This window comes from Flavobacterium sp. (assembly GCF_004211145.1).
GTDB lineage: Bacteria > Bacteroidota > Bacteroidia > Flavobacteriales > Flavobacteriaceae > Flavobacterium.
In genome coordinates this window covers 25,515-48,438 of the sequence record NZ_SEBS01000027.1, presented here as the reverse complement: position 1 = coordinate 48,438, position 22,924 = coordinate 25,515, and the positions used below count along the sequence as shown (strand labels likewise).

Here is a 22,924-nt window from a genome sequence, read left to right as displayed (position 1 = left end):
TTATATCTTTGACCGCTATGGGAAACTCATCAAGCAGATCGCCCCTAACAAGGAAGGCCAGGACGGATGGGACGGAACATACAACGGACACCCGATGCCGTCGACCGATTACTGGTTCATGATCGAGTATCCTGATCCGAATACCGGAGCGATAAAAGAGTTCAGATCACACTTCTCTTTGAAACGATAAGTTCTTTCAAGAGACCGCATAAAAAACCGCGACCCCAAAAAGGTCGCGGTTTTTTATGTCTAGCCCGGATGGAGCGGCTAGCCTTTTGAGAAAAAATAAAGGTTTTGCGCGGCGGTTGGGGCGACCAAAGGAAGCCACGAAACGACGCCTTGCAAAACCTTATTTTTTGAGAAAGCTAAAAGCGGACAGCCGGATCAGCTCCTGAAAATTATTTTGAATTGTATTGTTTGATCGCCTCTTTTAAGATTTCGACCGAACGGATCAAATCTTCTTTTTTAAGCACATAAGCAATTCGCACTTCGTTCAAACCGACGCCCGGAGTCGAGTAGAAGCCGGCCGCAGGAGCAACCATAACGGTTTCTCCATTGTGGTCGAAGGATTCCAGAAGCCATTGGGCGAAATCGTCGGCGTTGGCAACGGGAAGCCGCGCGATGCAATAGAAAGCGCCTTTCGGTTTCGCGACGGTCACGCCTTCGATCTTGTTGAGCTCATCCACGAGCGTGTCACGACGTTCGACATATTCAGCGATCACTTCGTCGAAATAACTTTGTGGCGTATCGAGTGCCGCCTCGCTCGCGATCTGTGCGAAAGTCGGAGGGCTCAAACGCGCCTGCGCAAATTTCATCGCGGTCGCCATAACTTCAGGATTTTTGGAAACGATACATCCGATTCGCGCGCCGCACATGCTGTAACGCTTGGAAACCGAGTCGATCATGATCGCGTGTTGTTCCAAACCTTCGAGGTTCAACACTGAAAAATGCTTGCCGCCGTCGTATGTGAATTCGCGATAGACTTCGTCAGCGATCAGGAATAAATCGTGCTTTTTGACGAGCGCCGCCAACTGCTCCATTTCTTCTTTCGAGTACAGATAACCCGTTGGATTTCCGGGATTGCAAATGAGTATTGCCTTTGTTTTAGGCGTGATGAGTTTTTCGAAATCGGAAATAGGAGGAAGCGCAAAACCTGTTTCGATTCCCGAGATTACAGGAACGACCGTAACGCCCGATGCCGTCGAAAAACCGTTATAATTCGCATAAAATGGTTCGGGAATGATGATTTCGTCGCCTTCGTCCATCGTGCTTCCCATCGCGAAAAGCAACGCCTCGGAACCGCCCGTCGTTATGATGATATTTGCCGTATCCACAGGTAAACCGTGGTTGGAATAATACTGCGCGAGCTTCTTGCGATAGCTTTCAAAACCTGCGGAATGGCTGTATTCCAACACTTCGATGTCGACGTTTTTCACGGCGTCGATCGCGATTTTTGGCGTCTTGATATCGGGTTGCCCGATGTTGAGATGATATACTTTATGACCTTTCTTCTTCGCGGTTTCGGCATAAGGAACCAGCTTGCGGATAGGCGATTCGGGCATGTGTTTCCCTTTGTTTGATATTTTTGGCATGGTAGAGTATTTTGATGTGCAAATGTCCGATTTTTTTGCGAAGTACGACGCAGGAATTTTGCCGATCGACACAACAATTCCCAATTTCAATACGCTTAATTTAGTAACTTTATAAAAAATTGTCAATGATTCGATTTTTGGTCTCGGTTATATTGCTGTTGGTGATACTGCCAATGAGATCTCAGGGGAATTTCAAATTCTCTACTTCCAAATCGAAGACGACGATCCCATTTAAACTTATAAACAACCTGATCATCGTTCCCGCCAAACTCAACGGCGTGAATTTGAATTTCCTTTTGGATACGGGCGTCGAGGAAACGATTTTGTTCAGTTTGGAGGAGACCGACGACATACAATTCGAGAATGTCGAAAAAATCAGGTTGCGTGGCCTCGGAAAGGAAGAGTCGATCGAAGGATTGAAATCGAGTCGGAACAAATTGGAATTTAAGGATCTTCATGATGACAACCACGATATTTACATCGTGCTTGACCAGGATTTCAATTTTTCGTCTCACATCGGAATTCCTGTAAACGGGATCATCGGCTACCAATTTTTCAGGAACAATCTCGTTGAAATCGACTACGACAGCAAAAAGATCATCGTGCATCAAAATGCCGACAAGGCGCGCGAAAAATTCAATAGGAAGTTCACGGGCATTCCCATGTCGATCGAATTCCGCAAACCCTACATCGTTTCAAAAGTCGCCCAAAATGGCAAGCGATTCCACGCGAAACTTTTGGCGGATATCGGCAACAGTGACGCGGTTTGGCTGTTCGAACAAAAATCAGACAGCATCGACATTCCTGAAAAGACATTCGACGATTTTCTCGGACGCGGCTTTAGCGGAGAGATTCACGGCAAGCGCGGCCGCATCGACACATTCGAACTCGGTGGGTTTGTTTTCGAAACTCCGATCGCGGCGTTTCCGGATTCGACTTCGATTCGCCATGTCAGCATCGTGAGCGATCGCGTCGGATCGATCGGCGGAGAAATTTTCAAGAGATTCGATGTGGTTTTCGACTATCAAAACCGAATGATGTATTTGAAAAAAGGAGACCATTTCGACGCGCCATTTCACTATAATATGAGTGGAATCGACGTCGAACACGCGGGGCTGCAATGGATAAAGGAAAGTGTCCAAAAAGGAGCAAGCATGAATTTGGCGGTGGAATTGGATTCGAATTTCGAGCGCGTCCGAAACGATTTCCAATACAAATTCGAGCTCAAGCCGATGTTCAAGATTTCAGATGTCCGACCTGATTCTCCTGCTGCCGAAGCGAAACTCGAGAAAGACGACATCTTAAAAACCATAAATGGGAAAAGCGCTTACAAACTCACGCTCGAGCAAATAAATCAAATTCTGCGATCGGAAGTCGGAAGGGAAATCCGGATCGAAGTCGAACGCAAAGGACAGCTCATAAAGGCAAAATTCAAATTGCGCACCTTATTATAAAGAAAAAGCCTTTCGATTTGAAAGGCTTTGTTGTTACTGCATCATTGGGCTGGTCTTTTTCTTCTCGAGAAGATTTTCTTCCTTCTTGACGATGACTTCACCTTTTATCTTGAGAGCGATGCGTCCGCCGTCGTAATTTATCGCATTCGATTCCACGGTGATCGTTTTTCTTATCGGGCCGGGATTCATATTGTATTTCACATCGATTTTCCCTGTTTTTCCAGGCATGATCGGCTCGGTTGGTTTTGACGGGACGGTACAGCCGCAAGTCGATTGCACGTTCGTGATGATAAGAGGTGCGTCGCCCGTATTCTTGAATTCGAACGAGCGGACGCCGCTGTCGGACTCTTTGGAAACGGTGCCGAAATCGACCGTGTTGTCTTTATTCATGAATTCGATCTTTGGACCCTTTTGCGCCATCGATGAAAATCCCGTGGCGGCAACAGCAAGCAAAAAGAATAATTTTTTCATGGGTAAATGTATATTTGGTTCGTAAAAATAAAGCGTTTTGGGTTACGTGCAAATTATTACTTCTTAATTTTTTAAAAGGCACGGAAACCCTTACTTTTGTGGCTCGCACGCGGTTTTTACAAGAACCGCGCCATTTTAAAGACCTTACTTTTACAAAAATATGTCAATCCCTTCTCAATTCGATCCCGCAAGCATAGAAAAAAAATGGTACGACTACTGGATGGAACACAGATATTTCCATTCGGAACCTGACCACAGGACGCCTTATACGATCGTAATCCCGCCGCCGAACGTGACCGGGGTTTTGCACATGGGTCATATGCTCAATAATACGATCCAGGATGTCTTGATCCGACGCGCTCGCCTGAAAGGTTTCAACGCCTGTTGGGTTCCCGGAACCGATCACGCATCGATCGCGACCGAAGCCAAAGTCGTCGCCAAACTAAAAGATGAAGGCATCAACAAAGCCGACCTTTCGCGTGAGGAATTCCTGAAACATGCCTGGGAATGGACCGACAAATACGGTGGCGTAATCCTCGACCAGCTCAAAAAGTTGGGCGCATCCTGCGATTGGGACCGTACGAAATTCACGATGGATCCCGATATGTCGGCGTCGGTGATACGATCGTTCGTCGACCTGTACAACAAAGGCCTGATCTATCGCGGTTACCGAATGGTGAATTGGGATCCCGAAGCCAAAACGACGTTGAGCGACGAAGAAGTCATCTATGAGGAGCAAAACGGAAAACTGTACTTCCTTAAATATAAGATCGAGGGTTCTGAGGAATTCATCACGATCGCCACGACGCGTCCCGAAACGATTCTGGGCGATACGGCGATCTGCATCAACCCGAACGACGAGAGATATTCGCACTTGAAAGGTAGAAAAGCAATAGTTCCGATCGCAAATCGCGTGATCCCGATCATCGAGGACGATTACGTCGACATGGAATTCGGAACGGGCTGTTTGAAAGTCACGCCGGCACATGACGTGAACGACAAGGCGCTCGGAGAGAAGCACAACCTTGAAATCATCGACATCTTCAATGAGAATGCGACGTTGAATTCATTCGGTTTGCAGTATGAAGGCAAAGATCGTTTCGTGGTACGTGAGGAAATCGCGACGGAACTGGAAAGCCTCGGCAACCTCGCGAAAATAGAAACGCACTTGAATAAAGTCGGGCGATCTGAACGCACGAAAGCCGTAATCGAACCGCGCCTTTCGGATCAATGGTTCCTCAAAATGGAAGATTTGGTGAAACCTGCGATCAAGGCGGTTTTGGAATCCGACGACATAAAATTATATCCGAAGCGATTCGATAATACGTACCGCCACTGGCTTGAGAACATCCGCGATTGGAACATCTCGCGCCAACTTTGGTGGGGACAACAGATCCCGGCCTATTTCTACGGTGACGGGAAAGAAGATTTCGTCGTGGCCGAAACAAAAGAAGAAGCACTTGAACTCGCGAAAGGCAAAAATCCTGCAATCACAGCCGAAACGTTGCGTCAGGACGCCGACGCACTCGATACATGGTTTTCGTCGTGGCTGTGGCCGATGGCGGTTTTCGGCGGCATCATGGAGCCTGAAAACAAGGATTTCAAATATTACTATCCGACGAATGATCTTGTGACCGGCCCGGACATCTTATTCTTCTGGGTCGCGCGCATGATCATAGCCGGATACGAATATGCTGGCGAGAAGCCGTTCAGCAACGTGTATTTGACGGGATTGGTGCGCGATAAGCAGCGTCGTAAGATGTCGAAATCGCTTGGAAATTCGCCCGATCCGCTTGATTTGATCGAGAAGTTCGGTGCCGACGGAGTTCGCGTCGGGTTGTTGCTTTCAGCTTCTGCAGGAAACGACATCATGTTCGACGAGGAACTTTGCGCCAATGGTCGCGGTTTCGCCAACAAAATCTGGAACGCGTTCCGACTGGTGAAAGGCTGGGAAGTCGTTGAAAGCATCGAACAGCCCGAATCTTCGGCCATCGCGGTAAAATGGTTTGAGGCAAAATTGCAACAGACGCTTGTCGACATCGAGGATAATTTCGAGAAATACCGTTTGAGCGACGCGCTCATGGGAATCTATAAACTCGTTTGGGACGATTTCTGTTCGTGGTTCCTCGAAATGATCAAGCCCGCTTACCAACAACCGATCGATGCCAAAACATACGCGAGCGCAATCGAAGCACTCGAAAATGTGATGAAGTTATTGCATCCGTTCATGCCGTTCCTTACCGAGGAAATCTGGCAACATATTACCGAAAGAACTCCTGAAACTGCGCTCATCATCTCGAAATGGCCCGAACAAAAGCCGTTCGACGCGAAGTTGATTTCGGATTTCGAGTTTACGTCCGAAGTGATTTCGGGAATCCGAAGCATCCGCAAAAGCAAAAATATCCCTAACCATGAGAAAATCGATATCATGGTGCTCGACAACGAAAATGCGCCGATGACGTTCCATCCGATCCTGATGAAACTGGGCAACGTCGTTTCATGCAGCCAAGTGAAGGAAAAAGTAGATGGCGCTTTGTCGTTCCGCGTGAAGTCGAACGAATATTTTATACCTATTACGGGCGACATCGACGTCGAGGCCGAAACAGCGAAATTGACCGAGGAACTCAATTACACGAAAGGTTTCCTGAAATCGGTTCAGGCGAAATTGTCGAACGAGAAATTCGTGGCCGGCGCGCCTGAGGCCGTCATCGCGAACGAACGCAAAAAAGAAGCCGATGCGCTCGCTAAAATCGCGACCATTGAGCAGAGTTTGAGCAGTCTAAAGTAAAGACTTTTTTAAACCATTAAGAGCATTAAGTTCATTAAGAAATAAATCATACTCTTAATGAACTTAATGCTCTTAATGGTTAAAATTCATTTGCGAGTATCGAAGAATAAGTTAAAAGCCTAACCAAAATTTGATTGGTTCAAAAACGAACTATCACTATCGTCTCGACATATAAAACGCCTGCAAAACAAAATACGCCTTCTTTTTCTCGCCTTTGTCACTCAACAGACCTTTGCGGTTAAACCCATCCTGAATGCCCGGCAACTGTCGGCGTGGCGAACGGAAATCCTTCAAGATCCACGGTGAAAAACCTGCGAGTTGCTTGATTTTTGAAATCATCGGCAGCGTTTCCTGATACAGCCATTCCTGGTATTCCTCGCTCCAGCGCGTAAGTTTGTCAGCGTGGTAACCGAATTTCGCGTCGGCCCCGAATTCCGAAATGACCACAGGTTTGTCCTGTTTGATTTCCCAACTGATGTTCTTGGCTTTGCTTGGCAGACCGTCATACCAGCCGATGTATTGGTTGAAACTCAGTACATCGACCACATCGGCGAACGGATCGTCGATTTCCTTAACGTTCGGGTCCGTCTTGCTTTGGCTTTGTTCCATCGCGGCGCTGATGAGTCGCGTGTTGTCGAGGCTGCGCGCCTTGGCTGCGAGTTTCCCGAGGAAAATATTTCGGGCGTCGGTCGAAGGCGTTTCATTTGCGACCGACCAGATGATCGTGGACGCTCGGTTCTTGTCGCGCGAGATCATCTCGGTCAATTGGTTTTCAGCATTCGCATACGTTTCGGGATTCGTCCAATCGATCGTCCAATACACGGGAATTTCTTCCCAGACCATGATGCCCATTTCCTCGGCGACCCTGACCATGTGCTCGTTGTGCGGATAATGCGCGAGCCGCACGTAATTGCAACCGAGTTCCTTTGCCCAAGCCAACAGCGTTTTCGCGTCTTCGTATTTCGACAATCGGCTGGCGTTTTGGGGCGTTTCCTCGTGAATGCAGATTCCTTTTAAGAATGTTTCCTTTCCGTTCAAAAGGATTTTGTGTCCCGACGTCCGAATCGTCCGAAACCCGATTTTCTCACTGATTCCGTCTTTTTCGATCACGACGGCGACATCGTAGCGTTTCGGATTCTCGGGCGACCAATATTCGAACTTCTTCAACGGAGCGCTGAATTCAGCCCGACCGTTTTCATCGGTGATTATCGATATCTCCATGTTAGCTTCGAAAATAGCGATCCCGACTTCGCGTCGCGCGGCATCTTTTCCGTCAAGTTGTACGAAACCTTTTATTTCTTTGGCATTTTTCGGGTTGAGCTGGATTTCGTAATCGCGCACGAATGTCTGCGGAACGTCGTACAAAGAAACGTCGCGCGTGATTCCGCCGTAATTGAACCAGTCGGTGTTCAGCGTGGGAACGGCGTCTTTCGAGCGTTTGTTGTCGACCTTTACGACCAGGAAGTTTCCGGTCGGTTTTAAAATTCCCGTAACCTCAAAGTTGAACGGTGTGAATCCGCCGATGTGAGTGCCGAGTTTTTTGCCGTTCAAATAGACTTCGGCCTTGTAATTTACGGCACCGAAATATAGGAATTGGCGATTGTTTTCCTGCTTCGGCTTGAAATCGAACGTCTTCCGAAACCAAACCGTTCCCTCGTAGTAAAACAGTTTCTCTTCCTGCGTATTCCAGTCGCCCGGAACTTTCATCGTTGGCGATTTGTCGAAATCATATTCGAGCAGTTCGGATTTGTCGTCGGGTTTCGCGTCCATGAAAAATGCGCTCTTGGACGGTTTGGCCTGTTTGTCGTATGGTTCGTATCGGTAGTTGTAATAACCGTTTTCGTATGGATCGACGATGTAGTTCCAGTCGCCGTTGAGGCTTTGCGCCGCACGGTTATAGGCGTTGATAAGCAGGCTTTCCTGACCGAAAGCGGCTTGACCCAATAAAAACAAAATGTAGATTATTTTTTTCATTGGTTATGGTTTAGATTCTTAGTAGTTTTTTTGCAGGCGACGAAACGGATTCCATTTTTTAAACGTCAGCGCTTTGGCTTCGATCAAGTGCCACGAGGCGAATGCGATGAAAGTCGTGATGACGATCGTGTAGGCCATCATTTGCATGTCGGTCGGTTTCAGGAAATAGAACAGCGCTTGTTGGACGGGAAACGAGTAAATATAAAGCCCGTACGAAAGATCGCCTATTTTCCCGACGTCGTTCAGATATTTCCACGAACTCAAGCCGATTGAAAGTGTGAGCATCGGAATGCAGAAGTAGCAAACCCACGAAAACGTTCCGGTTGCGATCGCCAAAACAAGCAACGCACCCGAGATTATTGCGATGATTCCCAAACGATTGTTTTTCTCAAATCGGACAGCGGCCAAAAATGAACCCGCGGCAAAGTAGAGCGCCAAGCCGGTAAAATAGTCGGTGTTGAGGAATCGCAGCGAGATTTTATTCGCTTCGGGAAAAAACAAACGGATTGAAAAAAGTATGATAAGCGCAATCGCGAGCAACGCTTTGAGCAGCGTTTTCTTATCTTTTATCACGAAAAGCACGGCGACTAAAAGATACATGGTCACTTCATATTTGACCGTCCAAAGCGAACCGTTCATGACCGACGGTATCGCGTTATTGACGAAGACGCCATCGATTCCTGAAGTGCCGTAAAAAATAGTCAGTCCGCGTGGCAAATAAAACAGGGTGCTTTCGCTCGAAAAATAGTCGGCTGTGGTATTTTCATAAACCCACCAACCCAGTAATATGCAAAGAATGAACATGACGGTGAGCGCGGGATAAAGTCTCAGGAATCGCTTCCAGAAGTAGTCGCCTAACGATTTGCTGCGTTCGAGGCTCTGGAAGATGAGATAGCCGCTGATGACGAAAAATCCATTTACGCCTATGTAAGAAAACAAGGTTTGCTTCGAAGAAATCCGTGACAGCCAATCCACATTTCCGTGACCCGACAACGCGTAGGAATGGGAAACGATCACTGACAATGCGAACAACAGTCGCAGAAAGTCAAAATTATTCTTGCGATGTCCCGGAATTACGGGATGTTTCACCAGCGATGTGGCGTCGGTACTCATTTCTTGACGGCTTCTTCGTATTTCTCGCCGACCTTTTCCCAGTTGACGACATTGAAAAATGCCTCGATGTATTTTTTGCGTCGGTATTGGTAGCCTAAATAGTATGCGTGTTCCCAAACGTCGATCGCGAGAATCGGTTTTCCGGGAACGACGGCTTGCGGCATGAGCGGATTGTCCTGATTCGGTGTGCTTGTTACCTGTAATTTGCCCGAGCGGTCCACGACAAGCCACGCCCAGCCTGAACCGAATTGACGTTCCGCCGCCGATTCAAGTTTCGATTTCAACAATTCGAATGACCCGAATTCTTTTTTGATCGCCGCCGCCAACGTGTCTTTCGGTTCGCCTCCGGCTTTTGGCCCGATGGTTTCCCAATACAACGTGTGGTTGTAGTAACCGCCGAGGTTGTTGCGCAGTTCGGCGTTGCTCATGTCGAGCTTTTTCAGGATGTCCTCGATCGGGATTTTCGCCAGTTCGGTACTGTCGAGTAAGCGGTTCAGGTTATTCGTGTACGTCAAATAATGTTTCGAATAGTGTATTTCCATCGTCATCGCGTCGATGTTCGGAGCGAGCGCGTCGTATTGGAAAGGCAGTTTGTACATCTCGAACGCGCCGGCTTGGGCCGACACGTCATCGGGATGCCCGATCGTCATTTTTTCTTCGGCAGCGGGAAGCGGTACTTCGACGACCTCAGTAAGTTTTTTCTTTTGGCAGGAAATCAGGAATGAAAAACACAGCAGGAGCAAAGCGGTCTTTTTTTCCATGGTTATAGGTTTTGAAGCGATTCTACAAGTTCGATGTAAAGGCGTTTTGCCTCGTCGGGTTCCATTTTGCTGATCTGCATCCACGCATTGGTCTTAAAGGCGTTCCTCAGGTCAAAACTCGTATTGAAGTTAAGCGACGGCGTGCCGAACGAACCCTGCTTATAATAGGCGTACAGCCGTAGCTGCGTGTCCTGAGGCAAGTCGGTTTGCGACATTTGGGAAGCCATTTCAAACGCTTCCCTGAAACGGGTATCGAGATCTTTTTCAGCCATTTTTCGTAGTGGCGATGATGGTTTTTCCTCCTATGGCTTTTTGGCCGAGTTTTACGTTGACTTCCGTTCCGATGGGAAAGTACAAATCGACACGCGACCCGAACTTGATGAAACCCGCGTCGGTTCCCTGGACGACCTGCATGCCTTCCTGCGCATAATTCACGATACGTTTTGCAAGCGCGCCCGCGATCTGCCGGTACAAGACTTCACCGAACAGGCGGTTTTCGACAACGACCGTCGTGCGTTCGTTCTCGGTACTCGCCTTTGGATGCCAGGCCACGAGATATTTCCCGGGATGGTATTTGCTGAATTTCACTTTTCCGTTTACGGGATAACGCGTCACGTGGACGTTTATCGGCGACATGAAGATCGAAACCTGAAGGCGTTGATCCTTGAAATATTCAGGTTCGAAAACTTCTTCGATGACGACTACTTTTCCATCGACCGGAGAGATTACGATTTCATCGGACGGATTCGTGAAGCGTTTCGGGTTCCTGAAAAATTGCAGAACCATGATCAGGAAGAACAATCCGATGAGCATCACCGTCATCCGAAGCCATTCGATATCGATGAATTTGTCGGCCAGCAACAGTAAAATGACGAATAACGTAGTTGATATGAGGATTATTTTTCCGCCTTCCTTATGAAACATAATATATGATTTGATAAAACAAAAATACGAATGGTGCTACAAATATAACACTATCCAGCCTATCGAGAATACCTCCGTGGCCGGGCATGATACGTCCGCTGTCTTTTACGCCCGCGATGCGCTTGAATTTAGATTCGATGAGATCGCCCAAAGTCCCGAAATAACTCACGATCGTCGCGATTACAAGCCAATGTAACCACGAATCTTTCGCTAGAAATAAAGCAACGGGAATACTGAAAAGCATTGAAAAAATCCAACCGCCAAAAAATCCTTCGACCGTTTTTTTAGGGGAAACCGCTTCGAAAAGTTTTCGTTTTCCGATGGCTTTGCCTACCAAAAACGCGAAAGTATCGTTCGCCCAGATCAGAATAAAAATCCCTATGATAACCGTCGGCCTGAAACCTTGTCCGATGAATGGAAGTTTCGAAATGATGATGAACGGCAAAATTATATATCCGATCAGACAAACGTACCTTGAAGTGAAATCGAGCGGGGCGAACCGAGGCGAGAAAAGGAACAGCAGCAATTTCACCGAAACGAATAAAGTCGCCAGAAGTACGGCCATCGAAATGCCGTCGGTCCAATTTACGACGATAAACAAAGAGTAGAACACCAAAGCGAGTAGCAACGGAATCGTCTTGTCGAGGTTTGCAAGCTCGCAGAATTCATACACCGCAAGCAACAGAAAGATCCCGAAAAGGGCAACGAAAGGAATAGGAAATAAGGCGCAACCGACTAAAATAACAATATACACCGCCCCCGAAAGCGTCCTGGTGAGCGTTTCATTCATATTAAAGATCTTCTAAAAGCAGCAAATAAAGGTTTTTCGGAGCACTTCCATATTGAAGGAAATCTTCTTCTTTGGCTTTTTCGAAATATTTTATAGTCGTAATGTTCGTTGGATAAGCGGTTTCGTATTTCTTCTTGATCGTGCGCAATCCGTCGCTTTTGGATTCAAGGATTTGGCTTGTCGTGGCAAGGATTACGATGTTTGACGGAAGATCGTTCGGCTTGTTCTGCTTGATCTGGTTCGACGAGAAAAGCACCGAGCCTTCATCGGCGATCAGATTTTCGCAACTTGCAAGCAAGAACTTCGGCGTTTCGGGTTTATCGAACGCGATATTGTTGTCTTCAAGCATGGAGAACAGCTTCGGCTCATAGCAAACCGCCTGAGATTCGAACCAATCGTTTTCCTCGAGAATGTTCTCGAACTGGTCGCGCACCTCGTCAAGGTTCTCGCAATACAGGAATTTGCCGCCGTTTTTCTTGAAATTGTAAGTGAACAACTCGTCTACAGGCATATTGGGTTGCGCTGCCGGGCGGTATTCGCTTTCCTTTTCATCGCCTGGATTGGCTTCGTTTCCGGTGCCGAAAAATTTTCTGAACAGACTCATAGACAATTAGACAATATGAGATTTCATTTGTGGTTCGAAATCATTCAAAGATAAAAAAATCTTAATTCAAATAGTTTTTGAATTAAGATTTTTATGTGTGGAAGCGATAATATGTTAAAGGCTTATCTCTTCCTGTAAATTTTTGTCGAAAGGACGCTTTCCGAAAATGTGCTCAAGGTCATCCTTGAAAATCACTTCCTTCTCAATAAGAATGTCGGCCAACTGATTGAGCTTATCCTTATTGGCTTCCAAAATTTGTATCGCACGTTGGTATTGACCTTCAATCAATGCTGAAATTTCCTTGTCGATAGTGAGCGCCGTGTCCTCAGAGTACGGTTTCGAAAAGTTATATTCGGATTGACCCGACGAATCGTAATACGTCACGTTGCCGAGTTTTTCGTTCAAACCGTAAATAGTCACCATCGCACGCGCCTGTTTCGTCACTTTTTCAAGATCCGACAATGCGCCCGTTGAAATCGTGTTGAACGTTACTTTCTCAGCGGCACGTCCGCCCATCGTGGCGCACATTTCGTCGAGCATTTGGTCAGGACGTACGATAAGACGTTCCTCAGGAAGATACCAGGCTGCGCCGAGACTTTGTCCGCGCGGAACGATCGTAACTTTCACCAACGGAGCCGCGTGTTCGAGCATCCAGCTTACGGTCGCGTGACCGGCTTCGTGGATGGCGATCGCTTTTTTCTCGTCGGGCGTGATGATCTTGTTTTTCTTTTCCAATCCGCCGACGATACGATCGACTGCATCAAGGAAATCCTGTTTGTCTACTGCTTTCTTGTTTTTACGGGCCGCGATCAGGGCCGCTTCGTTACAAACGTTGGCAATGTCGGCTCCTGAGAATCCAGGTGTTTGCTTTGCCAAAAAGTCAGTATCGAGGTTTTCTACTTTTTTAAGAGGCGCCAAATGCACTTCGAAAATTTCTTTTCTCTCGCGGATGTCCGGAAGATCGACGAAAATCTGGCGGTCGAAACGTCCGGCGCGCATCAAGGCTTTGTCGAGTACATCGGCGCGGTTCGTGGCCGCCAACACGATTACGTGAGAATTCGTGCCGAAACCATCCATCTCGGTAAGCAATTGGTTCAGCGTATTTTCACGTTCGTCGTTCGAGCCTGAGAAATTGTTTTTCCCACGAGCGCGTCCAACGGCGTCGATCTCATCGATGAAGATGATAGCAGGCGCTTTTTCCTTCGCCTGTTTGAACAAATCACGAACACGTGACGCGCCGACTCCGACGAACATTTCTACGAAATCGGAACCCGACAACGAGAAAAATGGAACTTTCGCTTCGCCCGCAACCGCTTTCGCAAGCAATGTCTTTCCGGTTCCCGGAGGCCCGACAAGCAACGCACCTTTCGGTATTTTACCACCGAGGCTCGTGTATTTGTCCGGGTTTTTAAGGAACTCTACGATTTCTTGTATTTCTTCTTTCGCGCCTTCCAAACCGGCTACGTCCTTGAACGTGGTCTTAATGTCGGTCTTCTCGTCGAACAAACGCGCCTTGGATTTCCCGATGTTGAAAATTTGTCCGCCGCCGCCAGGTCCGCCAGCCGACATGCGTCGCATGATGAAGATCCAGATGGCGACGATGACGAAGATCGGCAATAACGTGAGGAAAATGTCGGTCCAATTGCTTTTGGGCTGGAACGAATAATCCTTTAGTTTTCCGGCCGTAATTGCGGCTTGAAGTTTTTTCTCGAAGATTTCGTCGTTTCCGATCTCGAAACTGTAGTGTGGTCCTTTGTTCGGTCGCTCGAGCAAGTCCAGTGCGACATCTTTGTGAGATGGGCTTTTCAACGCGGCCTTGGTAAGGAAAACCTCGCCCTCGGTCTTGTTGTAGATGATCACTTTTTCGACATCGCCTTTTTCAAGGAACGTGTCGAACTTTGGCGAACTGATCTTTACGGGCTCCTGAAACGCGGAGTCTCCGGTCGCGATGCTTATGAAAAGGAAAATGAAGGCGACCGCGGCGTATATAAGCCATGGGCTGATCCTCATTTTATTTGGGGTCGGGTTATTAGGGTCTTTGGCCATTTAGCGTAATGGGAGTTAGTATTTGTTTGCGATGCTCGTGATTTTGGCGTCGCCCCACAAGCTCTCGATGTTGTAATATTCCCTGATATGTTTCTGGAAAACGTGTACGACGATGTTCACATAGTCCATAAGCACCCATTCGGCGTTTTCAGCCCCTTCGACGTGCCAGGGTTTGTCTTTCAATTCTTTGGAAACTGTTTTTTGGACTGAACTTACGATGGCATTGACCTGCGTGTTCGAATTTCCGTTACAGATTATGAAGTAATCGCATGCGGAGTTGTCAATTTCCCTCAAGTCCAGGATGTCGATATCATTGCCTTTTACCTCTTCAATGCCTTTGATAATGTTGGCAAGCAGGATATCGTTATTGGTGTTCTTTTTCGTCATTTAACAATTTTATATAAGTTCGCAAAGTTACCATTTTTTGTGTTTAATTTTGACACTTAACAAAAGATTAAACTCAGGAATCACAACCTATTTCAATGCACGTAATCAAACTCGATGCCATCGGTTCGACGAACGACTATTTGAAGGAACTTCTTCAAAACGGTTCGCCCGGTAATTTCACGGTCGTCACGGCCCGGACACAAACAAACGGACGCGGGCAAATGGGCGCAAAATGGCTGTCGGAACCCGGCAAGAACCTGACTATGAGTGTACTCGTTAATGATTCCCGAATTAACCTGGCGCAATTGTTTGACCTCAATGTCGCCGTCGCAACCGCAATAATCAAGGCGCTCGAAAATTTCCAAATCCCCGAATTATCGATAAAATGGCCGAACGACATTATGTCAGGCAAAAAAAAACTTGGCGGAATACTCATCGAAAACAGTGTCAAAACCGCCGATGACGTCGCGTCGGTAATCGGAATCGGGCTCAACGTAAACCAACTTGATTTCAATGGATTGCCGAACGCCTCATCGTTAGCCGTGGTCACGCAACGCACTTTCGATATGGACGAACTGATGCTTTCCATAGTGGTTTCGATCCAATCACAACTCGAACAGTTACGCGAAAATCCTGAAAACATCTGGGAAAATTTTGATTCGAAATTATTCCGAAAAGGAAAACCGACGACATTCGAAGACGCATCCGGAAACCGATTCATGGGAATGATCGATGAAGCCGGACGCGATGGAAAATTGTATGTAAAGCTTGAGGACGACAGCGTCAAGTCGTTCGGAATCAAGCAAATTACGATGCTGTATTGAATTATTCTGCGCCGTCGGCAGGAAAGAACAAACTGAAAACCGCTTCCTTGCCCGGAGTTCCAGTCGCGCTGATATAACCTTTATGCGTCTGCATCACCTTGCGGCACAACGCCAGACCGACGCCCGCGCCCTTGTATTCAGACGACGCGTGCAATCTCGTAAAGATGTTGAAGATCGATTCCGAGAATTTAGGTTCGAAACCGATCCCGTTGTCGGCAAATGAAACCACATGGAACAATTTGTCGGGTTCGCTCGATTGGGGCGAGGCTTGCAAGCCTTCGTAAGCGACTGATATCTCTACGGGTGATTCTTCGTTCCTATACTTGAACGAGTTCGATAATAAATTGGAAAACAATTGCTTGAGCAGGAAAGGAATGCCGTAAACCTGCGGCAGATCGCCAATTTCAACGTTCGACGATTTGTCGGTTTCGCCAAGATCATTCGCGACATCGTCAATCAATTTCTCGAGGTCGACCGTCTCGAAAGGCGCTTTCGTATGCTGGATTTTCGTGTATTTCAAGATGTCGATGAGCAGCGTCTGCATCCTTTTGGCCGAATTGTTCATGCGCATCAAGGAATCCACGACTCCGGCCGACATCGTTTCATCTTCCTTCGACAACAGGCGCGAAGCGATAAGCTGTATCTTCCGCAACGGTTCCTGCAAATCGTGCGTACTGATCCAGTTGATGTTCTCGAGTTCGCGGTTGGTTTCCTTAAGGATTTCATTGAGTTCGCCGTTGCGTCGGCCTTCTTCGGTGAGCAACATCAAATTCATCTGGCGTTGCAACGAATGTGCGTAGTTCGCCGCCGAAATAAGTTCGGGGGAAATCCACGGCAAGCTTTGGTTCTTCACGAATTCCTTCCAGAGTTTGAAAGAATTGCGCGGGTAAAGCCCTTTTTCATCCTTGATGATCGCCTTGCTCGGATCGCCGGCCCAATTTACCTGGGTTTCTGTTTCGGCGCGATACCAAATGATGTTGTTCTTAAAATCGGTGCCAAGCGAGTGATACAGCAAGCCTGAAACGCCTTGACAGATCGCGGGCGAATGTGGCAGGAAATCGACGAGCCGGTCCGTACTAAAATTCCTGCCCGACGTATATGAAAACAGCCAGGACGAAAGTTCCTTGATGACGTGGTCTTCAGGGACAAAACCCTTCGTGAAAACACGATCGCCGAACTGGATCGAAACGCCCGAAGCGTTGCACAATTCGAGCAATTCGGCTTGGTCGATGACTTCAGCAAGCGATTCCATCTTGGGGAGCAAATGCAGCGAATTCATTTTCTCGAGCGCCGCATTAGTTTTTCGCGCGACTTCGTATTCTTCGTTCGATTGTCGGACATCGATCTGCGAAGTCAGGAAATTCCCCTGCAACTGCGCGGCCAGCCTGATTTCGGGCGTAAGATTCTTGGCCGAATAATGGTGGCATGCGATCAATCCCCAAAGTTTTTTCTGGTGGATAAGTGAAATCGTCAACGTCGCGCCCACGCCCATATTCTGCAAATATTGGATATGGATAGGCGAGGTGCTTCTCAATACCGAATGTCCCAAATCGAGATTCTTTCCGGGCGCATCATCGACCGTGTAAATCGGGACCGGCGTGTAACCGATGTCCACGATGAGCCTGAGTAGATTCTGCAGATAAAGTTCGCGCGCCTGCTTCGGAATGTCGGTATGCGGATAATGCAGACCTAAAAACGGTTCGATCTCGTCGGTGCAACTCTCAGCGAAAACTTCCCCATTGTAATCCTTGTCGAAACGATAGACCATGACGCGGTCGTAGCCCGTGATGTCGCGCGTTCCTTCAGCTACGAGTTGGCATAAATCCTTGAGCGTATGCGTTTCGTGCATGTACGAAAGGAATTGCGACGTCTGATCGTAAATGCTGGCTTGCTGTTTTTCCTCGTCGACGATCGGTTCGCCTTCGAGAATGAAAACGTCGCCGCTCTTATGGATCGTGCAATTGAAAATCTCGCCCTGGATGTTGAGTTTCAGCGGCGATGACGACAACATCGTGCTCGTATATTTCTCGAATTCGGCGAACTGTTCTTTTCCGACAACGGCCGAAAAATGATTTCCAAGCAAAGCCTCGTGTTCGAGTTTTATGTATTCGATCGTGTTCGCACTGCAAAAATCCAAGATACCCGATCCGATTTTTATGCCAAGCAAAAATCCGTGCGGCTGGATGCTGCCCGGAATGTGGATCGGTTCGTGTTCACAGTTCGTGAGATTGACGAGTTCGCGGTTTACGATGTCCTTTATCTTCATGGTCGCGTCTGCAAATGCTTACCGATTCTGTTGAATGCGAATTCGGCTCCTTCGATGATTTCGCCTGACGAATCGCCTGAGACCGCGTAGCCCGTAACCGATTCAAGGAAGTTTTTCCAACGGCTGCCCGTTTTGTTTCCGTAGCCTGCGAAGTACGTCGCGCCCGAATTTTCATCGAAACCCAAAACCGATTCGATGTTTTTGAGGATGAATCGTCCGCCAAGTGTCGAACCTTCAACGACATACGCGATGCCGAGCGCAAACGGAACCGACAGGTTTTCAGTTGAAAAGACGGTCGTGTTCGCGTCGGGAGTTTGATATCCCAATACGTGAAGGTCGTTTTCTATGTTACGTGATTTTTCGCGGTCGGACAAATTGGGAATGATTCGCTCGATCAGCGGATAAATTGTTGTTTCGAGGCTTTTAACGACGTCGTACATCAGCTGCAGATAATGCGCGTACTGTTCTTTCGTGACCGACGGATCCAAAATCGACGATGAAACCGGCAATTGTTCGAGGCTTTTATGCGCCGCCGATGTCCTGGCTCTAAGTTGTTCAATAAATAAAGATTCAGGCGTTGCGGCTTTGAGCGTGTCGGGATTCATTAAGATGTAAAATATTAGGCGGCGTAAACAAAGTTTTCAGCGGTCGGACGGAATGTCGACCAGTCGATTTGAAGCGCGTATTCGATTGATTTTTTGAGTGTCGGGAAATGTCCTGATTTGGGTACGAAGAAATTTGCGCCGAGGTCGAGGCTTCTTTCGATAGTCGAATCGTCGCTTGATGTCGTGAAAATAATCACGGGAATGTTCTTGAATTTTTCGCCGTTGCGCAATTCCTGCAACACGTCGAATCCCGTAAGTCCCGGCATGTTCACGTCCAGGAACAATAAATGAGGCGTCGGCGGCGGATTGTGCAAGGCATCAATTAAATTTTGACCGTTTCTGTGCGTCACGACTTCGACATCGCTTCCAAGGCTTTCGGCGGCTTCCATGAAGAACTCCAAATCTTCGGGATCATCATCGGTGTAAAATATCGTGAAATTTTGGCGTGGATTCATGGGATAAATGTTGTCGTTAACGAGCAAATAAACGAAATACTTTCTTGTTAAAAGTTACAAAATTCCCACTTTACTTTGACTTTTGCTTTTGTTCAAAAAAAAAGCCTTTCCGTTAGACAGAAAGACTTTTCCTATAAAATTTTATATCGATTACAACTTGTGCATGTTCGCGGCAAGCGTTTCAATGAATTTCGTGATCGGGCCTTTCACCATCATCGCCATCATCGCATTGAATTCTCCATCGAAGAAGAGTTGCACATCCGATTTGCTGTCGGAAACCGAATCGATTTTCGCTTCCAGGCTAAACGGCAGCTTATCGCTCGCCGCGCCCAATTTGATATACGACGGAGCGGTTTGTTCCTTGAGACGCAACTTGATTTCGGGCATTCCTTTGAGTCCGAAGATGAACGAATTTTCGTCGGTAACTTCAAACTTCGCGATCGAATCGGGCATGAGTTTCTCGAAATTCTTCACGTCGGTAAGCTGTTCGAAAAGATATTGGGCAGGTTTGTCTACTGAAACCTTCGGGCTTTCTAGATTCATAAGTGTATTGATTAAGCTTCAACGCCCCATTCGGCAGGGTTTGAGTTCCATTCTTTAAGCGTTTCGAGCTCGTTCTCGGTGATGTATTTTTTCGCGACGGCGAGGTTGAGCAGGTTTTGGTAGTTGCTCAACGTGTACAAATCGACGTTCGCGTTCTTGAAGTTTTCTTCGGCGATCTGGAATCCGTATGTAAAGATCGCGACCATTCCCTTGATGTTCGAACCTGCCTCGCGCAACGCGTCAACGGCCAGGAGGCTGCTTTTCCCGGTGCTGATCAAGTCCTCGACGATCACGACGTTCTGTCCTTTCTGCAAGAAGCCCTCGACCTGGTTCTGGCGTCCGTGTTTTTTAGGCTCGGGACGAACATAGACGAATGGCAATCCCATGTATTCGGCGACCAACATCCCGATTCCGATCGCACCTGTGGCGACTCCGGCGATCACGTCAGGCTTGCCGAACTGCTTTTCGATTTGCTTCGAAAATTCCTCTCGGATATAATTTCGTATCGGCGGAAACGAGAGCACCATTCGGTTGTCGCAATAAATCGGCGATTTCCAGCCTGAAGCCCATGTAAAAGGATTTTTGGGATTCAATTTTATTGCATTTATTTGCAAAAGCAATTCTGCGGTTTTCTCGGCTGTATCTTTATTGAAAATCATACTGCAAATGTATAAAGTTTTTGTAAACGACAAACCACTTTTCCTCACGAATGAGATTCAGAAGGAGACCGATTTCCAGTTGTTTTTGCTGGAAGGCATCGACTTTTCGCAACTCATCTCGAAGTTGTTTTCGAACAAGGTGAAAAAGGCGTACTTATATCACCCTGACGAAAAGGCGATTATGCGTGCGATGAAGGAAAAACTGCCCGTCCAGAAAGCCGGCGGCGGTCTCGTATACAACAGCAAGGGCGAAATACTTTTCATTTTCAGGAACGGCAAATGGGACTTGCCCAAAGGCGGCATCGAAAAAGGTGAAAAAATCGAATACACGGCCTTGCGAGAGGTCGAAGAAGAAACCGGTGTAGGAAAACTCGTAATTGTTCGCAAACTCCAAAAAACCTATCACGTCTTTAAACGCAACGGGCGCTACAAGCTCAAGGTCACGCATTGGTTTGAAATGAGAAGCGATTTCGACGGGCCGCTGCATCCGCAACTCGAGGAAGGCATCGAAAAAGTCGCTTGGCTGAAACCCGAGGAAATAGGGCAGGCGCTTGAGAATTCTTATGAGAATATCAAGTTGCTTTTTGAGGAACAACTTTCTTAATTAATTATGAATTATGAATTATGAATTATGAATTGAAATCGGTGTACGACGAAAAATCGAGTACTTAACGGGTTTGATTCGTCTTTCGTTCAACCATCGCAATCAGTTCCAATTAGTCACCATTTATAATTCATAATTTATAATTTATAATTCATAATTCATAATTCAAATATGGCTTACGAAACCAAAACCAAAGCAACCCAAGTTTCCGTCACCGACTTCATATCTGCCGTGCCTGACGAGACCAAACGCAGCGACAGTTTCAAACTCGTCGAGCTGTATCAAAAATTGACGGGATTCGAGCCTAAAATGTGGGGACCGACGATAATCGGATTCGGAAGCTATCACTACAAATACGCGTCGGGACATGAAGGCGACGCGCCACTCGCAGGTTTTTCACCTAGAAAAGATGCGCTCACGTTTTACTTTGAGCCTGTGTACGACGAAAAAGAAGATTTGCTTTCGAAAATCGGAAAGCACAAAGTAAGTAAAGGTTGTGTTTACGTGAAAAAACTCGCCGATATCGACATGGGAATTTTGGAGCAGATGATCGTCGCCTCAATGAACCATACGAGGAAAATGTATCCGTGAACGCGGCCGAAACTTTCTTGCGCCGACATTTCGAGAAAATCATTCCGCTTTTATTTTACGGCTATAAAAATTTCAACTTCCGAATCTTCTCCATTTTGAGTTGTATCGCCGTAGACTTCATAATCGCAAATATACTTTCGGTTTAATTCTTTGTCGGTTTGCCAAATGTCGCTCCATGTTTTCGCCACGGCGTCGGGCAATTTTCCTTTCGCGACAAATTTTCGGAAATTATCCGACGTAAATTCTCGTCCGATCAAGCCGTTTGCAATCGACAATTCCTAATCACGACTGAAATTCGACGCATGTAAGTGGACAATCTTCCACATTTTATTTTCTTTTACGAAAACTAACGTCCTGCGCGACAGATGTTTGTCGCCGCTTCCCATTTGAAAAGTGACGACGGCGGAGCGTTCATACACTTGGATGATCATATTTTCAGGAATCAAATTCAAATCGAAATGCTTCGTCTTATCTACGAATTCCGGAAAAATTTCTTTCCATGATTTCTCGATCTCATTCCGTCCTGTTTTCCGTTCGCCAAATTCACCCGGAAAAAATATAGTCGCGTCATTTGCAAAACAACCTCTAAAAGTTTCCCAATCGAATTCGTTGAACGCTTTGACGAATTTTTGGGTAGCTTTTGCAACATCCAACGAATCCTTTGGTTGGGCGTTCAGGTTGAAACCTAAAAACAGAAAAATTGCAAGCCAGATATTTTTGGTAGATTTCATATTGGTGTTTCTTAAACCGGATTTCTAGGATGTCGCGGCATTTCCGAGATTATATTCTCTGCCGAACGCACACGAAGTTATTGAAAAGGGTCGAACTTGTTACCTAAAACCGTCGAAAGTCGAGAGACGCTGTTGGCAGAAGTGCGCTATTTTCGTACTACTTGCTTTAGATTTTCCATGTCGCTTTGAATTATGCAGTTTTTCATATTCAAAGCCCTGATTTTACAACAATTCGACCGACTATTCAATATCGACGCTCAATAAATTAAGGTTTGAGCTTTTCCCAAATTCCCGACGTTTTCAATTGCGCGATCGCCTGCTGAAGTTTTCCGTCCTCGGCGCCAAAATCGTTTTCGTTGCCTTCAAGTTTGAGGATCAAACGGTCGCCGTTGCAGTGCGTTCGGCTCAACGTCAAACCGATTTTGGGCGCGGGTTCGGTCTTTTCGAAATAATCGGGTGCGTCGGTTTTGGTCGAATCGGCTTCCTTTTCCCAATTTGTTTCCTGCACGATCATTTCGCCTTCATACGTCATTTTGATTTTTGAACCGACGACTTCATATTTACCTTTCAAAAAAGTATCGCCTTCAAGACAATAGGCGACGACGACAAAACGCGAGTCGTCGAGGAACAAAAAGTCGGAACCGCAACAATCGCATTCGGCTGAAATCTCGCAGGTTTCGGCAATCAATTCCGGGCCGAATGAAAATGTTTTCCCGCTCACGTCGGAGATTGAAAGCACGTT

The 22,924-nt window shown here is 46.9% G+C and carries 25 protein-coding genes; 6 read left to right on the top strand and 19 right to left on the bottom strand.

Annotated elements, in window-relative coordinates; translation table 11 throughout:
• Positions 1-190 (top strand): T9SS type B sorting domain-containing protein (locus EOO50_RS12830; RefSeq protein WP_290840671.1); only part of this gene is annotated, 190 nt, incomplete at its 5' end.
• A 208-nt stretch (positions 191-398) separates the two neighbouring features.
• On the opposite strand, the gene EOO50_RS12825 is transcribed toward EOO50_RS12830, so the two are convergent.
• Positions 399-1,592 (bottom strand): pyridoxal phosphate-dependent aminotransferase, encoded by a 1,194-nt coding sequence (locus tag EOO50_RS12825; RefSeq protein ID WP_290840670.1) that lies wholly within the window; start codon positions 1,590-1,592, stop codon positions 399-401.
• A gap of 125 nt (positions 1,593-1,717) precedes the next feature.
• Between EOO50_RS12825 and EOO50_RS12820 the strand changes: the two genes are divergently transcribed.
• Positions 1,718-3,046: an aspartyl protease family protein gene (locus EOO50_RS12820; protein WP_290840669.1), complete on the top strand. Its 1,329-nt coding sequence runs from the start codon at positions 1,718-1,720 to the stop codon at positions 3,044-3,046.
• A 33-nt stretch (positions 3,047-3,079) separates the two neighbouring features.
• On the opposite strand, the gene EOO50_RS12815 is transcribed toward EOO50_RS12820, so the two are convergent.
• Complete coding sequence (locus tag EOO50_RS12815) at positions 3,080-3,517, bottom strand: DUF1573 domain-containing protein (RefSeq protein WP_290840668.1); 438 nt, start codon at positions 3,515-3,517, stop codon at positions 3,080-3,082.
• A gap of 160 nt (positions 3,518-3,677) precedes the next feature.
• Between EOO50_RS12815 and EOO50_RS12810 the strand changes: the two genes are divergently transcribed.
• Positions 3,678-6,305, top strand: a complete 2,628-nt coding sequence (locus tag EOO50_RS12810) for a valine--tRNA ligase (RefSeq protein WP_290840667.1) — start codon at positions 3,678-3,680, stop codon at positions 6,303-6,305.
• Between the two features lie 156 nt (positions 6,306-6,461).
• Here EOO50_RS12810 and EOO50_RS12805 read toward each other — a convergent pair whose 3' ends face one another.
• From EOO50_RS12805 to rsfS, 9 genes are all read right to left on the bottom strand, one after another.
• Positions 6,462-8,279 (bottom strand): glycoside hydrolase family 2 TIM barrel-domain containing protein, encoded by a 1,818-nt coding sequence (locus EOO50_RS12805; RefSeq protein WP_290840666.1) that lies wholly within the window; start codon positions 8,277-8,279, stop codon positions 6,462-6,464.
• An 18-nt stretch (positions 8,280-8,297) separates the two neighbouring features.
• Positions 8,298-9,392 carry an acyltransferase gene (locus EOO50_RS12800; RefSeq protein WP_290840665.1) on the bottom strand — a complete coding sequence of 365 codons (1,095 nt, stop codon included), beginning with the start codon at positions 9,390-9,392 and terminating at the stop codon, positions 8,298-8,300.
• Positions 9,389-10,153 (bottom strand): superoxide dismutase, encoded by a 765-nt coding sequence (locus EOO50_RS12795; RefSeq protein ID WP_290840664.1) that lies wholly within the window; start codon positions 10,151-10,153, stop codon positions 9,389-9,391. The genes EOO50_RS12800 and EOO50_RS12795 overlap by 4 nt, the downstream gene beginning before the upstream one ends.
• 2 nt (positions 10,154-10,155) lie before the next feature.
• The gene (locus tag EOO50_RS12790; RefSeq protein ID WP_290840663.1) at positions 10,156-10,425 is read right to left on the bottom strand and encodes an acyl-CoA-binding protein; all 270 of its coding nucleotides are present in this window, start codon (positions 10,423-10,425) and stop codon (positions 10,156-10,158) included.
• The gene (locus EOO50_RS12785; RefSeq protein ID WP_290840662.1) at positions 10,418-11,077 is read right to left on the bottom strand and encodes a phosphatidylserine decarboxylase family protein; all 660 of its coding nucleotides are present in this window, start codon (positions 11,075-11,077) and stop codon (positions 10,418-10,420) included. The genes EOO50_RS12790 and EOO50_RS12785 overlap by 8 nt, the downstream gene beginning before the upstream one ends.
• Entirely contained in the window at positions 11,067-11,867 is an 801-nt protein-coding gene (locus EOO50_RS12780) for a phosphatidate cytidylyltransferase (RefSeq protein WP_290840661.1), read from the bottom strand. The genes EOO50_RS12785 and EOO50_RS12780 overlap by 11 nt, the downstream gene beginning before the upstream one ends.
• A gap of 1 nt (position 11,868) precedes the next feature.
• Positions 11,869-12,471, bottom strand: coding sequence for a lactate utilization protein B/C (locus EOO50_RS12775; RefSeq protein WP_290840660.1), 603 nt, complete (start codon positions 12,469-12,471; stop codon positions 11,869-11,871).
• A 114-nt stretch (positions 12,472-12,585) separates the two neighbouring features.
• Positions 12,586-14,517: an ATP-dependent zinc metalloprotease FtsH gene (gene ftsH, locus EOO50_RS12770; protein ID WP_290840659.1), complete on the bottom strand. Its 1,932-nt coding sequence runs from the start codon at positions 14,515-14,517 to the stop codon at positions 12,586-12,588.
• Between the two features lie 15 nt (positions 14,518-14,532).
• Positions 14,533-14,904 (bottom strand): ribosome silencing factor, encoded by a 372-nt coding sequence (rsfS, locus tag EOO50_RS12765; RefSeq protein ID WP_290840658.1) that lies wholly within the window; start codon positions 14,902-14,904, stop codon positions 14,533-14,535.
• A gap of 95 nt (positions 14,905-14,999) precedes the next feature.
• On the opposite strand from rsfS, the gene EOO50_RS12760 reads away from it, so the two are divergent.
• Positions 15,000-15,728, top strand: a complete 729-nt coding sequence (locus tag EOO50_RS12760; RefSeq protein WP_290840657.1) for a biotin--[acetyl-CoA-carboxylase] ligase — start codon at positions 15,000-15,002, stop codon at positions 15,726-15,728.
• Between the two features lies 1 nt (position 15,729).
• Here the strand turns inward: EOO50_RS12760 and EOO50_RS12755 are convergent, their stop codons facing one another.
• The 5 genes from EOO50_RS12755 to pyrE all read right to left on the bottom strand — a co-directional run bounded on the left by EOO50_RS12755 (position 15,730) and on the right by pyrE (position 20,256).
• Positions 15,730-17,994 (bottom strand): ATP-binding protein, encoded by a 2,265-nt coding sequence (locus tag EOO50_RS12755; protein ID WP_290840656.1) that lies wholly within the window; start codon positions 17,992-17,994, stop codon positions 15,730-15,732.
• Positions 17,991-18,599 carry a biliverdin-producing heme oxygenase gene (locus tag EOO50_RS12750; RefSeq protein WP_290840655.1) on the bottom strand — a complete coding sequence of 203 codons (609 nt, stop codon included), beginning with the start codon at positions 18,597-18,599 and terminating at the stop codon, positions 17,991-17,993. Before EOO50_RS12750 ends, EOO50_RS12755 begins: the two co-directional genes overlap by 4 nt.
• A gap of 14 nt (positions 18,600-18,613) precedes the next feature.
• Positions 18,614-19,054: a response regulator gene (locus EOO50_RS12745; protein WP_290840654.1), complete on the bottom strand. Its 441-nt coding sequence runs from the start codon at positions 19,052-19,054 to the stop codon at positions 18,614-18,616.
• Between the two features lie 150 nt (positions 19,055-19,204).
• On the bottom strand, positions 19,205-19,597 hold the full coding sequence (locus EOO50_RS12740) for an SRPBCC family protein (RefSeq protein ID WP_290840653.1): 393 nt from the start codon (positions 19,595-19,597) through the stop codon (positions 19,205-19,207).
• An 11-nt stretch (positions 19,598-19,608) separates the two neighbouring features.
• Complete coding sequence (pyrE, locus tag EOO50_RS12735) at positions 19,609-20,256, bottom strand: orotate phosphoribosyltransferase (protein ID WP_290840652.1); 648 nt, start codon at positions 20,254-20,256, stop codon at positions 19,609-19,611.
• Between the two features lie 7 nt (positions 20,257-20,263).
• Here pyrE and EOO50_RS12730 point away from each other — a divergent pair, with 7 nt between their 5' ends.
• Together EOO50_RS12730 and EOO50_RS12725 are read left to right on the top strand one after the other, a co-directional pair.
• A complete protein-coding gene (locus tag EOO50_RS12730; RefSeq protein WP_290840651.1) occupies positions 20,264-20,860 on the top strand; it encodes an NUDIX domain-containing protein in 597 nt (198 codons plus the stop codon).
• A gap of 171 nt (positions 20,861-21,031) precedes the next feature.
• Complete coding sequence (locus tag EOO50_RS12725; RefSeq protein WP_290840650.1) at positions 21,032-21,451, top strand: DUF1801 domain-containing protein; 420 nt, start codon at positions 21,032-21,034, stop codon at positions 21,449-21,451.
• 50 nt (positions 21,452-21,501) lie between these two features.
• Here EOO50_RS12725 and EOO50_RS12720 read toward each other — a convergent pair whose 3' ends face one another.
• From EOO50_RS12720 to EOO50_RS12710, 3 genes are all read right to left on the bottom strand, one after another.
• Complete coding sequence (locus EOO50_RS12720; protein ID WP_290840649.1) at positions 21,502-21,708, bottom strand: GyrI-like domain-containing protein; 207 nt, start codon at positions 21,706-21,708, stop codon at positions 21,502-21,504.
• A 21-nt stretch (positions 21,709-21,729) separates the two neighbouring features.
• A complete protein-coding gene (locus EOO50_RS12715) occupies positions 21,730-22,182 on the bottom strand; it encodes a nuclear transport factor 2 family protein (protein WP_290840648.1) in 453 nt (150 codons plus the stop codon).
• Positions 22,183-22,447: 265 nt separating this feature from the next.
• On the bottom strand, positions 22,448-22,921 hold the full coding sequence (locus EOO50_RS12710; RefSeq protein WP_290840647.1) for a hypothetical protein: 474 nt from the start codon (positions 22,919-22,921) through the stop codon (positions 22,448-22,450).
• Between the last annotated feature and the right edge of the window lie 3 nt (positions 22,922-22,924).

Bases quoted from the DNA above. Each gene is read 5' to 3' on its own strand.
- EOO50_RS12825 (WP_290840670.1), bottom strand. From the start codon at position 1,592: ATGCCAAAAATATCAAACAAAGGGAAACACATGCCCGAATCGCCTATC.
- EOO50_RS12820 (WP_290840669.1), top strand. From the start codon at position 1,718: ATGATTCGATTTTTGGTCTCGGTTATATTGCTGTTGGTGATACTGCCA.
- EOO50_RS12815 (WP_290840668.1), bottom strand. From the start codon at position 3,517: ATGAAAAAATTATTCTTTTTGCTTGCTGTTGCCGCCACGGGATTTTCA.
- EOO50_RS12810 (WP_290840667.1), top strand. From the start codon at position 3,678: ATGTCAATCCCTTCTCAATTCGATCCCGCAAGCATAGAAAAAAAATGG.
- EOO50_RS12805 (WP_290840666.1), bottom strand. From the start codon at position 8,279: ATGAAAAAAATAATCTACATTTTGTTTTTATTGGGTCAAGCCGCTTTC.
- EOO50_RS12800 (WP_290840665.1), bottom strand. From the start codon at position 9,392: ATGAGTACCGACGCCACATCGCTGGTGAAACATCCCGTAATTCCGGGA.
- EOO50_RS12795 (WP_290840664.1), bottom strand. From the start codon at position 10,153: ATGGAAAAAAAGACCGCTTTGCTCCTGCTGTGTTTTTCATTCCTGATT.
- EOO50_RS12790 (WP_290840663.1), bottom strand. From the start codon at position 10,425: ATGGCTGAAAAAGATCTCGATACCCGTTTCAGGGAAGCGTTTGAAATG.
- EOO50_RS12785 (WP_290840662.1), bottom strand. From the start codon at position 11,077: ATGTTTCATAAGGAAGGCGGAAAAATAATCCTCATATCAACTACGTTA.
- EOO50_RS12780 (WP_290840661.1), bottom strand. From the start codon at position 11,867: ATGAATGAAACGCTCACCAGGACGCTTTCGGGGGCGGTGTATATTGTT.
- EOO50_RS12775 (WP_290840660.1), bottom strand. From the start codon at position 12,471: ATGAGTCTGTTCAGAAAATTTTTCGGCACCGGAAACGAAGCCAATCCA.
- ftsH (WP_290840659.1), bottom strand. From the start codon at position 14,517: ATGGCCAAAGACCCTAATAACCCGACCCCAAATAAAATGAGGATCAGC.
- rsfS (WP_290840658.1), bottom strand. From the start codon at position 14,904: ATGACGAAAAAGAACACCAATAACGATATCCTGCTTGCCAACATTATC.
- EOO50_RS12760 (WP_290840657.1), top strand. From the start codon at position 15,000: ATGCACGTAATCAAACTCGATGCCATCGGTTCGACGAACGACTATTTG.
- EOO50_RS12755 (WP_290840656.1), bottom strand. From the start codon at position 17,994: ATGAAGATAAAGGACATCGTAAACCGCGAACTCGTCAATCTCACGAAC.
- EOO50_RS12750 (WP_290840655.1), bottom strand. From the start codon at position 18,599: ATGAATCCCGACACGCTCAAAGCCGCAACGCCTGAATCTTTATTTATT.
- EOO50_RS12745 (WP_290840654.1), bottom strand. From the start codon at position 19,054: ATGAATCCACGCCAAAATTTCACGATATTTTACACCGATGATGATCCC.
- EOO50_RS12740 (WP_290840653.1), bottom strand. From the start codon at position 19,597: ATGAATCTAGAAAGCCCGAAGGTTTCAGTAGACAAACCTGCCCAATAT.
- pyrE (WP_290840652.1), bottom strand. From the start codon at position 20,256: ATGATTTTCAATAAAGATACAGCCGAGAAAACCGCAGAATTGCTTTTG.
- EOO50_RS12730 (WP_290840651.1), top strand. From the start codon at position 20,264: ATGTATAAAGTTTTTGTAAACGACAAACCACTTTTCCTCACGAATGAG.
- EOO50_RS12725 (WP_290840650.1), top strand. From the start codon at position 21,032: ATGGCTTACGAAACCAAAACCAAAGCAACCCAAGTTTCCGTCACCGAC.
- EOO50_RS12715 (WP_290840648.1), bottom strand. From the start codon at position 22,182: ATGAAATCTACCAAAAATATCTGGCTTGCAATTTTTCTGTTTTTAGGT.